This window comes from Sporolactobacillus terrae DSM 11697 (assembly GCF_000648615.1).
GTDB lineage: Bacteria > Bacillota > Bacilli > Bacillales > Sporolactobacillaceae > Sporolactobacillus > Sporolactobacillus terrae.
The window spans coordinates 24,893-36,548 of record NZ_JFZC01000028.1; the positions used below are offsets into that span (position 1 = coordinate 24,893).

10 protein-coding genes are annotated in these 11,656 nt (G+C 45.6%); 9 read left to right on the forward strand and 1 reads right to left on the reverse strand.

All coding sequences use genetic code 11. The features are described 5' to 3' along the window. The first annotated feature begins 6 nt into the window (after window positions 1–6). The 9 genes from gabT to AA84_RS0104550 all read left to right on the forward strand — a co-directional run bounded on the left by gabT (window position 7) and on the right by AA84_RS0104550 (window position 10,954). On the forward strand, window positions 7–1,323 hold the full coding sequence (gene gabT / locus AA84_RS0104510) for a 4-aminobutyrate--2-oxoglutarate transaminase (RefSeq protein ID WP_037562968.1): 1,317 nt from the start codon (window positions 7–9) through the stop codon (window positions 1,321–1,323). Between the two features lie 106 nt (window positions 1,324–1,429). Further along, complete coding sequence (locus tag AA84_RS0104515) at window positions 1,430–2,287, forward strand: substrate-binding periplasmic protein (RefSeq protein ID WP_028976218.1); 858 nt, start codon at window positions 1,430–1,432, stop codon at window positions 2,285–2,287. Window positions 2,288–2,416: 129 nt separating this feature from the next. Then, on the forward strand, window positions 2,417–3,124 hold the full coding sequence (locus AA84_RS0104520) for an amino acid ABC transporter permease (protein ID WP_028976219.1): 708 nt from the start codon (window positions 2,417–2,419) through the stop codon (window positions 3,122–3,124). 4 nt (window positions 3,125–3,128) lie between these two features. Then, on the forward strand, window positions 3,129–3,893 hold the full coding sequence (locus AA84_RS17065; RefSeq protein WP_037562970.1) for an amino acid ABC transporter ATP-binding protein: 765 nt from the start codon (window positions 3,129–3,131) through the stop codon (window positions 3,891–3,893). Between the two features lie 985 nt (window positions 3,894–4,878). Next, on the forward strand, window positions 4,879–5,571 hold the full coding sequence (locus AA84_RS0104530) for a GntR family transcriptional regulator (RefSeq protein WP_028976220.1): 693 nt from the start codon (window positions 4,879–4,881) through the stop codon (window positions 5,569–5,571). A 127-nt stretch (window positions 5,572–5,698) separates the two neighbouring features. Then, on the forward strand, window positions 5,699–7,240 hold the full coding sequence (gene gntK, locus AA84_RS0104535) for a gluconokinase (protein ID WP_028976221.1): 1,542 nt from the start codon (window positions 5,699–5,701) through the stop codon (window positions 7,238–7,240). A 57-nt stretch (window positions 7,241–7,297) separates the two neighbouring features. After that, complete coding sequence (gene ilvD, locus AA84_RS17070; RefSeq protein ID WP_037562962.1) at window positions 7,298–8,965, forward strand: dihydroxy-acid dehydratase; 1,668 nt, start codon at window positions 7,298–7,300, stop codon at window positions 8,963–8,965. Next, a complete protein-coding gene (locus AA84_RS0104545) occupies window positions 8,949–9,587 on the forward strand; it encodes a bifunctional 2-keto-4-hydroxyglutarate aldolase/2-keto-3-deoxy-6-phosphogluconate aldolase (protein ID WP_028976222.1) in 639 nt (212 codons plus the stop codon). Before ilvD ends, AA84_RS0104545 begins: the two co-directional genes overlap by 17 nt. A gap of 38 nt (window positions 9,588–9,625) precedes the next feature. Beyond that, the gene (locus AA84_RS0104550; protein WP_028976223.1) at window positions 9,626–10,954 is read left to right on the forward strand and encodes a GntT/GntP/DsdX family permease; all 1,329 of its coding nucleotides are present in this window, start codon (window positions 9,626–9,628) and stop codon (window positions 10,952–10,954) included. 119 nt (window positions 10,955–11,073) lie between these two features. On the opposite strand, the gene AA84_RS0104555 is transcribed toward AA84_RS0104550, so the two are convergent. After that, a complete protein-coding gene (locus tag AA84_RS0104555) occupies window positions 11,074–11,457 on the reverse strand; it encodes a RidA family protein (RefSeq protein WP_028976224.1) in 384 nt (127 codons plus the stop codon). Window positions 11,458–11,656 lie beyond the last annotated feature (199 nt).

The following is an 11,656-nucleotide window of genomic DNA, read 5'->3' on the forward strand; positions in this document are numbered from 1 at the left end:
AAAGTGGTGAAAGAATTGTTGGAAGGAAATCTAACAAAAAAGTGGCAGGATAAACGGGATCGATACGTTGCTTCCGCTGTAGGAAATGGGAATCGGCATATTGCAGCAGAAGCTAAAGGGGCATTGGTCACCGATATTGATGGGAATGCATTCATTGATTTTGCCGGAGCGATTGGTGTTCAAAATGTAGGGCATTGTCATCCAAAAGTGATTAAAGCGGTAAAAGAACAACTCGAACATTTTATCCATCCAGGGTTTAATGTCATGATGTATCCGGGATACATTGAACTCTGTAAACGTTTATGTGAAATTGTTCCAGGAGAATTTGCCAAAAAAGCGATTTTACTCAACTCCGGGGCAGAAGCGGTTGAAAACGCGGTGAAAATTGCTCGCGCTTATACCGGCAGACAAGCTGTCGTGACCTTTGATCGTGCTTTTCATGGAAGAACCAACCTTACCATGAGCATGACAAGCAAAGTGAAACCGTACAAGTTTGGCTTTGGACCTTTTGCACCGGAAACCTATAAGGCACCGTATCCTTATGACTATCGCAAACCTGAGGGAATCTCTAGTGAGGATTATGACGAGACAATGATTGAACAATTTAACGATTTCTTCTTAAGTCAAGTTTCGCCTGAATTGGTTGCCTGCATCGTGATGGAGCCTGTTCAGGGTGAAGGAGGATTTATTATTCCTTCAAAACGATTTGTTAAATACGTCCGTGATTTTTGTACCGAGCATGGTATTGTCTTTATTGCAGACGAAATTCAGGCTGGATTTGCCCGTACAGGCAAAATGTTTTCCATTGAACACTTTGATGTGGTTCCGGATTTAATGACTATCTCTAAATCAATTGCTGCTGGATTCCCGCTAAGCGGCGTTGTCGGAAAGGCTGAGATGATCGACTCTTGCGGATTAAAAGGATCACTTGGTGGAACCTATTGTGGTAGTCCCATTGCCTGCGCTGCGGCACTTGCGGTGCTCGACATCATTGAAGAGGAGCATCTCATTGAGCGTGCGGAAAAAATCGGTGCGATCATTGAAGCGCGTGCTGAGGAATGGGCAGATACGTATCACTCGATTGGCGATATTCGTAGACTTGGTGCAATGGTTGCAATTGAATTTGTTAAAGATAAACAAAGTAAAGAACCGGACAAGGAACTTGTGAAGCGACTTGTAACCTATTGTAACCAGCATGGTTTGTTATTACTTGATGCCGGTTTGAAAGGAAATTGCATTCGCTTCCTATCCCCGCTTACGATTACAGAGGTTCAATTGAATCAAGGACTCGCTATCATTGAGGACGCTTTAAATTCGATATAATACATTCGGTTTTTATTCTGAATCGGCGTACGATCGATATTATCGATTGAAAATTAAAATATTGTGTTATGATTTGATAACTATGAAAATTTAGGAGGATTAATTCATGAAGCGATGGTTGCTATCTTTCCTTTCTCTTGTTTTGATCGTTGGCGTTCTATCCGCTTGTGGATCGAATGGATCGAGCAGTTCAGGTTCAAAGGACTCTTCATCCAGTAAATCAAGCGATACGTTGGCAGCTGCTAAAAAGAAGGGCGTGCTTGTTGTCGGTTCTTCCAATGATGCACCGTTTGCCTTTATTGATCAGAAAACAAAAAAGTTCACGGGTATCGATGCTGAGATTATTAAAGAAGTTGCCCGAAGACTTGGAATTCCAAAAGTAGAAATGAAACAGACAAAATTCGAGAATTTGCTTCTTGAGTTGAATAACAAGAATATCGATTTAGTCACTGATGCCATGTACATTAATCCGCAACGCGAAAAGATCGCTAAATTTACCACAGTATGGTACACCGAAGGCGAAGCATTCATCATTCCCAAAAAATCATCAATCAAAAGCGCAAATGATTTGAAAAATAAAGTAATCGGCGCTCAGAAAGGTACGGCGTTCTATGATTTTGCAAATAAAATGAAAAAAGAAGGCAAAATCAAGCAGGTCAATGTTTTTGGTTCGCAATCGGATCTGCTTTTGGCAGCGAATACGGGTAAAATTGATGCGCTAGTAACGGATGGAGCAGTAGCGGCTTACAGTTTAAAACAAGATCCTTCATTGAATTTAAAAATTCTTGATCCCTACACGCCTCAAGCAGCCGGAATGATTGGTGCTGCAGCAAGAAAGAGTGATACCAAGCTCGTTAACGCAATCAATAAGCAAATCAATAACTTGAAGGAGAATGGATTTATTAAAAAAATACTCAAGAAATACGGTATGCCTGATAACTATTTCGTTCCAGTTCAAGACTAATACAGTGTTCAATCTAAAATCAGAGTTGTTCTTTCTTCATCAAAGATTAACTCTGATTTCTACTATTGTTAGAGGTGAGTCGGTAAAGGCCGGCTAGCGAGAATTGATTGATGAATGAGGTGCTAAAGAATGGAGATACTCAGTCATTTGGATTTTTCTACTGCATTAAACGAGTTAACACCGGAGTTATGGCAAGGGTTGCTCATTGCACTTGAGGCGACAGTTGGTGGATTTGTGCTTGCCGTTATCCTTAGTGTTCTGCTTGCAGTTGGACGTCTGTCGAAATATAAATTTTTAAGAGGAATCCTTGTTGTGCTATTGGAAATTGTACGCGGAACGCCGCTTCTTGTTCAGCTTGTTTATATGTTTTATGTCGTTCCTTTACTTGTTTCCTTGATCGTTCAATTTTTTATCCCAAACTATCAATTTCAATTAAATCCACTTCTTGCCGGGATTCTTGGTCTAGGCATTAACTATGGCTGTTATTTGTCAGAAGTGGTTCGGGCAGCGATCCTGTCCATTGATAAAGGTCAGACGGAGGCAGCCTTGGCGCTTGGCTATACACGTCGTCAAGCATTATGGTCCATTGTAATCCCGCAGGCAACGCGTCAAGCCATTCCGGTTTTTGGAAACTATCTGATTATGATGATTAAAGACACATCGCTGCTTGCTTTTATTACGGTAAATGAATTGCTTTTACGGACACAAGCCTATGCATCGCAAACCTTTTTAACCATCGAATCTTATACAATTTTGGCAATCGCATACCTGATTCTCAGTCTTCCGCTGTCTCAGATTGTCCGATTGCTTGAAAAGAGGTCTTCAAAACATGCCTAAACCAATGATTGAAGTGACTCAGCTCCGTAAGTCATTTGGTGTTCATGAAATATTGAAGGGGATTGATCTAACGATTCGCCAGGGGGAAATCGTTGTCATCATTGGGCCATCTGGTTCGGGAAAGTCTACCTTGCTTCGTTGTCTAAACTGCTTGGAACTGCCAACTTCCGGTAGGGTTAAGGTAGAAGGCGAAAAATTTGCAGATGAATCTGGAAAATATAATGAAAAACGTGTGGCAAGACTTCGAACAGAGATCGGAATGGTTTTTCAAAGTTTTAATCTCTTTCCAATGATGACTTCCATTCAAAACGTGATGGCCGCACAAATAAAAATAAGAAAAAAAACAGCAGAAGCAGCCAAAACAAATGCAGAAAAATATCTAAAAAAGGTTGGACTCGCCGAGCGGATGAATCACTACCCGAGCCAGCTTTCAGGAGGACAGAAACAAAGAGTCGCGATTGCGCGTGCACTGGCTATGGAGCCTAATATTATGCTGTTTGACGAAGCGACTTCAGCACTTGATCCTGAATTAGTTGGTGAAGTCCTCAAGGTTATCCGTGAACTTGCTGATGAAGGAATGACGATGGTTCTTGTCACACATGAAATGCGTTTCGCTGAGGAGATTGGTGATCGAATTATTTTTATGGATAAGGGTGTCATTGTCGAAGAAGGGGAACCAAGTGAACTTTTCAATCATCCAAAGCATGAACGAACGAAGCGATTTATTAATCAGGTCCTTCATCCTGAATCCGAAAAGACGTTGATTTAACGGCTGTATGACGTGCTTTAGCTCACGGGTAGCTGATCCGCATTGAACAAACCTAAAAATTCAAAAGCTAGCTATGACTCGTCAAAGCAGTGCTTACTTAATGAAGTGGCGAGCTCATTTCATAAACGGCGCAATTAGTATGCTTCTTATCGGTGCGAGTCAGCCAGTAAAGGATTTCAGAGAATACTTAGAATGTACCAATCTGCCCTTAGACAATAAAAGCGTTTCTCGTGGACTTGAACTTGGCTACGTTTGACTTCGAATCGCGGTCGACTGTATCTTTCAACCGCCCGTGCAGGAGAAGATACAAAAAATACATGATCGATTATGGAGATCATTTTTTCTGAACGATAAGTTTATGATGGAATAGGGGCGGGATGAATAAGTAGATGGATGTTTGTTGGAGGTGACAATTCCTCCAACTTTTTTCACGGCAACAAAAGATGAGCATTTGATCTGATCAGCTTTCGCGTGCGTTTCTTAATCCAATCCATTTAACAATCCTTTGAATTATTTGTGAAAAACATGTGAACGTCACCCGATTAAAAGTCAAATTACTCAAAAACAACCTTGACAATAGTTTATGGGCAGACTAAGATGAAGCTGTAAAAAGAAAGGGCTTACAAAACTAACGCTGATTGATGAAACGGAAAGACGATGGGCGTTTTATTTTTTGGAATTAAAGTAAGCGCTTTATTTTGTGACCCGACTTGTCGACAAGTATACCGAAGCAAGGGATGTTCATGAATCGTGAACCGTCATGCCTGTAATAAAAAGGTATGGATCAGCCGTCGAATGACGGTGTATGGCGAACCCTCTTTAAGAGACCGTGAAGGGACGAAAACAGAAGCTGCTGTTTTCTAAAGCTCAGAGACATTTCGTTGTTGTTTGGTTGCGTGAATGTAAGCTACAATAGCCTTGTAGTGACACAGTTTTCACAATCAAATGCTCGAGTGAATGAATCGGAGCGACAGGAGAATGGACGATGTTGAAGTTTCCGTCAATGTGGCTAAAAAATGCTTCACTAGGCGATCAAATTGCCAATGAATTACGCCTTAGGATCTTAGAGAATCAGATTAAACCCGGAGAGGTTTTATCAGAAAATAACATTGCCGGGCAGTATGGAACGAGCCGCTCACCGGTTCGCGATGCACTCAAAGCACTTTCTTTAGATGGATTAATTCGGCTTGAACGGATGGGGGCGGTTGTTCTTGGCATGAGTCTAGACGATATTCAAGAACTGTATGATATCCGTGAAATGATCGAAAATTTTGCGCAACAAAAGGTTTCAAAAAAAAATGTGCGTTTTTTGGTTCAAGCGTTACAGCAAAATATTGATAAAATGGAACTTGCAGCAAAGTATGATGATCATAGTGAGTTCGCTTACTATGACCTGCTCTTTCATGAGACCATTGTGCGCCATGCGGAGCATAAGCGTTTGCTGAACCTTTGGAACAGCATGAAGCCGCTTCTGATGTCCGTGATTCTTGTTACAACTGAACGCGTTTTTGCGCAAAGTGAGGAACATGTGCGTTGGGTCGTGGGAAAACATCAACGCATCGTTGAGGCAATTGAGTCGCAGAATGATGGGCTGATTACGAAAACGGTCGGCCGTTATTTTGACGATTCAAAGCATACATTAACGGAATCGTTCAACGACGTTAACCGTCCGAAATAATCCGTATTTGCTTCAGAAAAAAATGCCGCACATCTTGTCGACAAGTCGACAGCTTAAGACTAATTTGTAAGCGTTTTATTAAAGAAATTTCAAAATGTGATGATTTTCACAAAAAGGAGGAGTTATAATGAGTGACTACATGATCGGTGCGGATATCGGCACAACAAGCACCAAAGCAGTCCTTTATAAGACGGATGGAACGATTGTCGCCTACTCAAATATGGGCTATCCCCTCTATACACCGGATGCGTTTACTGCAGAACAAGATCCGGAAGAGATTTTCACTGCAGTTCTTTCAGCAATACGCGAAGTGGTTGCTAAGGGCGGGGTTTCACCCCAATCGATTGCTTTTGTCTCCTTCAGTTGTGCGATGCACAGTTTAGTTCCGGTGGATGCTGAGGGCAAGCCTTTGATGCGCTGCATGACTTGGGCCGATAATCGCAGTATTGAATGGTGCGACAAAATTAAGAGGACGATGGACGGACACGCCATTTATATGAAAACAGGGACACCGATCCACCCAATGTCGCCACTTCCAAAACTCGTATGGATGAAAAACGAACGGGCGGAACTTTTTAATCAAACAAAGAAATTTATATCGATTAAAGAATACATCTTTTACAAATTATTTCACACCTATGTTGTTGATTATTCGATTGCTTCAAGTACAGGGCTGTTTGCCATGAAGACACTGACCTGGGACAAAGACGCCTTGGCTGTCGCAGGGATCACGGAGGCGAATCTTTCCGAACTGGTACCGACGACCCATCAAATGGTCGGCATGGATCCGGTTTATGCCGAGCAAATGGGCCTGAATGCATCGACACCGTTTGTTCTTGGCGCAAGTGACGGCGTTTTGTCAAACTTAGGCGTTAACGCGATTGATCCGGGTGTCGTTGCGGTCACGATTGGAACCAGCGGCGCGATTCGTACGGTGGCCGACAAACCTTCGGCAGATCCGAAAGAGCGCCTCTTCTGCTATGTCCTGACTGAGGATAAATGGGTCATCGGCGGCCCGGTGAATAACGGTGGCGGCGTGTTGCGTTGGGCAAGAGATGAATTTGCCGCTGCCGAAGTGGAGACCGCAAAACGGCTCGGCATTAGTCCTTACGAAGTACTGACGCGCATGGCGGCGCGTGTAAAGGCAGGGTCGGACGGATTAATTTTCCAGCCTTATTTCAGTGGCGAACGGGCGCCGTTATGGAACCCCAATGCCCGCGGTGCTTTCTTTGGCTTGACCTTGCACCATCAGAAACAGCATATGATTCGTGCCGTCCTTGAAGGGATTATCTACAATTTGTACAGCGTGATGCTGGCGATGCGCGAGCGGACCGGCGAACCGAAAAAAATTCAGGCAACCGGCGGATTTGCACGTTCAGCGTTGTGGCGTCAAATGATGGCCGATATTTTCGCACAGCCGGTTAATGTGCCGGAAAGTTTCGAGAGTTCATGCCTCGGCGCTGCGGTGCTCGGCTTGTATGCAACAGGGCGCGTCGACAGTCTGAGTGCGGTAGCGCAAATGGTTGGATCGGTGCACAGTCACGAACCCATCATGGAAAATGTTGAAACCTACCAGCAGCTGTTTCCTGTTTTCCTGCGCCTGTCTCGCAAACTTGAGGATGAGTGGTCGGCAATCGCCGCTTTTCAGCACAAGCAAGTGGATGCGTGAGTTTGTACAACAATTAAAGTCAAAATCTTTCGACAAAAAATTGAGGGGGATAAGATCATGCACAACCGTTTATCACAAATTCAACCCTACACACGGGCTATATTAAAAGGACATCTTTGCTCAAGCGGCGTTCCTTATTCCATGATGGATCGACCGATCATTGCCATCGCCAATTCATGGAATGAAATTGTACCGGGGCATGTTCACCTAAGAGAACTGGCCGATCATATTAAAAAAGGCGTGCTCGAGGCAGGCGGCTATCCGCTTGAATTTAATACGATCGCAGTCTGCGACGGGATCGCGCAAGGTCACGACGGCATGAAATATTCACTGCCGAGCCGCGATGTGATTGCCGACAGTGTTGAAACAATGATTCGCGCACATGAGATCTTTGACGGAATGGTCATGATCAGTTCGTGTGACAAAATCGTACCGGGCATGTTGATGAGTGCGGCACGGCTGAATCTTCCAACGCTTGTCTTTCTCGGCGGCGTGATGCCGAACTACATTAAACCGAAGGAATCGAAAGCCGCGCGTCAGGAGTTCTTAAGCGGCAGTCTGGATGAGCAAGGCCTTGTCGCGGTAACACGCAAATATTATCCATGCGCCGGCGTCTGCCCATTCCTTGGTACGGCAAATACAATGCAAGGCTTATCCGAGGCATTAGGGATGGCACTGCCGAATTCGTCGTGGATGAGAGCGCTTTCCCAAGAGCAGCTTCATGCTGCGGAAGATGCGGGTCGCCGTGCGGTTGAACTGGTCAAAAAGAAAATTCGCGTGCGTGATATTTTAACGAAGGAAGCTTTTGAAAACGCTATCTCAGTACTTTTGGCGATGGGCGGTTCGCTGAATGCTTGTCTGCATTTGCCGGCCATTGCCAAAGAGATTGGCATCGACTTGCCGTTGGATGTGTTCGACCGCATCAGTCGCAAAGTACCGTTTATTGCAGCGGTGACCCCGAATAACAACAATTTCACAACCAATGATCTGCAGCGTGCCGGCGGTGTTCCAGCAATCATGAAGGAACTCAGTCCGCTGCTTCATCTTGATGCATTGACCGTTACCGGCGAGACCGTTAAAGAGAATGTAGCGGGTGCACGGGTTAAAGATCGCGAAATCATTCATCCGCTTGACGCGCCGATTGAAGCGGAGGGCGGCATTGCGGTTCTGAAAGGGAACTTGGCCGAGGATGGTGCACTGATCAAGCAATCGGCGGTTCCGGAAGATTTAATGGCTTTTCAAGGGAAGGCGATTGTCTTTGACTCGGAGGAGCAATTTGATGAAGCCTATCACAACGGAGCGATTCAGGAAAACCAAGTGGTCGTGATTCGTTATGAAGGGCCAAAAGGCGGTCCGGGCATGCGCGAATTACACCGCTGCACAGAGATTCTCTCACGCTACAAGAAAATTGCGCTGATCACGGACGGACGCTTCTCCGGTGCTTCAGCAGGCTTATCGGTTGGCTATATGAGCCCTGAAGCTGCGGAAGGCGGTCCCTTGGCGCTGGTGCGCAACGGTGACCCAATCGCGATTGATGTACCCAATCGTGATTTGACCTTGCTGGTTGATGACGAAACGCTGGAAAAACGAAAAAAGGAAATCAAAGAACCAAATAAAGATGCGAGCAAATTTTTATCACTCTACGCCTCCAGTACGGCCTCTGCAGCACATGGGGCGGTTCGAACCACTTTGAAAGAGGGGAAAACGTATGCTGAAAAAATATGAAACCTTGAACAAACTGAATCAAAAGCGTCTGGTCGCCGTGATTCGCGGGAAGAACGCAGAGGATGCAGTAGCGATCGGTCAGGCAGCGATCAACGGCGGTATTGAAAGTTTAGAGGTGACGCTGACCACACCAAACGGCCTGACGGCATTGCAGCAATTGAAGAAAAAGGAAAAAACGGCGGTGATTGGTGCCGGTTCGGTGCTTGATCCAGAAACGGCTCGCCTGTCGATCATCTACGGCGCTGACTTCATCGTAAGCCCTAATTTTTCAAAAGCAATCAGCGAAGTGTGCAACCTTTATTCGATCCCGTATCTCCCCGGCTGCTTTACGGTGACCGAGATCACCGAAGCGCTTCGTTCCGGCGTTGATGTGATTAAAGCTTTCCCCGGGAGCGTGGCTGGACTTGGTTTCATAAAAAGTATCCATGGTCCGATTCCAAATGTCGCGATCATGCCGACCGGCGGCGTCAATCTGCAAAATGTTGACGAGTGGCTGAATCAAGGCGCTTACGCGGTTGGGATCGGAAGCGTGCTGACCAAAGGTGCAGAAAATGGCAACTATCATGCAGTTGAAGAAAATGCGCACGCGTTCACCGATAAAGTAGGCGTGCTTAACTTCTAGTTCAGTGAGAACCTACCTGTAAATGGAGATGATTCAAGATGAGCAGTATCTATTTGATCAGTATTACGGTTCTGGCCATTGGTCTCGTTATTCTTGGTGTCACCTGGTTTAAATGGCATGCATTTATCAGTTTATCGGTTGCAAGTCTGTTTCTCGGCATTGCTGCCGGACTACCGCTTATGAAAATAGCACAAAGCTATGAAACGGGTGTCGGCGGTATTTTGAGTTCATTGCTTGGTATTCTGGCACTGGGTACGATTTTGGGAAAAATGATGTCGGAATCCGGTGCAGGTCTGCAAATCGCCCAATTTTTTACGCGGGCGTTCGGCGACCGCTTGCTGCCGTGGGCGACTTTTTTTGCCGGTTTAATTATTAGTATTCCCGTATTCTTTGAAGTTGGGCTTGTTATTTTGCTTCCGCTGGTGATTGCAATTCAGAAAACGACAAAGAAGCGTTTGTTGCTGATTGCCATACCAATGATTTCAGCGTTATCAATCTCACACGGGATTGTTCCGCCGCATCCAGGCGCGATGGCCGCCATTGGTATTTTTCACGCAGATGTTGGTCAGGTACTCATCTATTCCTTACTTGTTTCGCTTCCTGCCGGGATCATTGGCGGTCCGATTTTTGCTTACTACATTAGTAAGCGCATACAACCTGTTTCGGAACCTAAAGTGGTTGCTGCCAATGTGTCGGCCAAAACGTATCCGTCAACCTTCGTTTCTTTTTTCACGATTCTTTTGCCGATCATCTTGATGATTGGCGCGGTCGCGGTTCCATTTATTTCAATGCCAGGCTGGCTAGCCGATCTGCTGAATTTTCTCGGACATCCGTTAATTGCTTTGCTTGTCTCCGTCTTCGTTTCCTATTATCTACTTGGTATTCGCCGCGGGATCGGCCGCAAGTTGATTGAAAAGCTGACCGGCGATTCGCTTGCACCGCTCGCATCGATTATGATGATTATCGGAGCCGGCGGTGCATTCAAGCAAGTGCTGATCGCTTCCGGCGTCGGCGGTGCCATTGCTGAATTAGCAACAAATTGGCAGCTTTCACCGCTCGTCATGGCCTTCGTTGTCGCTGGTTTAATTCGGATTGCGACCGGGTCGGCAACGGTTGCGCTGACGACAGCAGCCGGAATTGTTGCGCCGATCGTCGCCAATATGACCGGCGTCAATCTGCCGTTACTGGTGATTGCCACCGGAGCCGGATCGCTGATGTTCTCTCACGTGAACGATGCCGGGTTCTGGCTGGTAAAGGAATACCTGGGACTTAGCGTCAAGCAGACTTTTAAAGTTTGGACGGTATTGGAGACGCTGCTGTCTTTTGCAGCATTTGCTCTTGTTCTCGTACTTGATCTGTTTATCTGAAGACAAAAGAAAACCCGAACGTGCTACGGCTGCGTTCGGATTTTTTGCTTTTGGATTTACTTGAGACCGGCAATTAGGACTCAGCCGGCGTCTAAAGATTCGGCTGGGCCAAGTTTTCTTTACCCTTTGTAGGCAACGCATGAGACTTCGACTTGTGCACCTTTTGGTAAGGCAGCAACTTGAACCGCACAGCGCGCCGGCAGAATCTCACCGCTGAAATAGTCCGAGTAAACGCTGTTGACGGCCGCAAAATCATTGATGTCGGCCAGGTATACGGTTGCGCTAACGACGTTGGAAAAGTCGAGATCGGCTTCGTTCAGCACGGCTTTTAAATTTTCAAAGACGCGCTTTGCCTGCACGTCGATAGCGTCTTCAACGATCGTTCCAGTTGCCGGGTTGAGCGGAATCTGTCCGGACGCAAATAGAAAATCACCGGCCTGAACACCTTGGGAATAAGGACCGACCGCTTTTGGTGCATGGTTTGTTGCGATTTGTTTCTTCATGGGGAACAACCTCCTTGGTATGTAAGCGTCTGCGGTGAATGAGACGCAATCACAAGTTTTCTATTAGTTTAGCACAGTTGAACGAAAATCGTAGCAAACAGGAGAAAAGTCGTATGTGTCAAGCTTTTCTCGGAACTCTTTATTGGGAAAGAGCTTCTTAATTCTAAATTTGTACACCTTAGGTATAAAATCATATTTT

Bases quoted from the DNA above. Each gene is read 5' to 3' on its own strand.
- AA84_RS0104515 (WP_028976218.1), top strand. From the start codon at position 1,430: ATGAAGCGATGGTTGCTATCTTTCCTTTCTCTTGTTTTGATCGTTGGC.
- AA84_RS0104520 (WP_028976219.1), top strand. From the start codon at position 2,417: ATGGAGATACTCAGTCATTTGGATTTTTCTACTGCATTAAACGAGTTA.
- AA84_RS17065 (WP_037562970.1), top strand. From the start codon at position 3,129: ATGATTGAAGTGACTCAGCTCCGTAAGTCATTTGGTGTTCATGAAATA.
- AA84_RS0104530 (WP_028976220.1), top strand. From the start codon at position 4,879: ATGTTGAAGTTTCCGTCAATGTGGCTAAAAAATGCTTCACTAGGCGAT.
- gntK (WP_028976221.1), top strand. From the start codon at position 5,699: ATGAGTGACTACATGATCGGTGCGGATATCGGCACAACAAGCACCAAA.
- ilvD (WP_037562962.1), top strand. From the start codon at position 7,298: ATGCACAACCGTTTATCACAAATTCAACCCTACACACGGGCTATATTA.
- AA84_RS0104545 (WP_028976222.1), top strand. From the start codon at position 8,949: ATGCTGAAAAAATATGAAACCTTGAACAAACTGAATCAAAAGCGTCTG.
- AA84_RS0104550 (WP_028976223.1), top strand. From the start codon at position 9,626: ATGAGCAGTATCTATTTGATCAGTATTACGGTTCTGGCCATTGGTCTC.
- AA84_RS0104555 (WP_028976224.1), bottom strand. From the start codon at position 11,457: ATGAAGAAACAAATCGCAACAAACCATGCACCAAAAGCGGTCGGTCCT.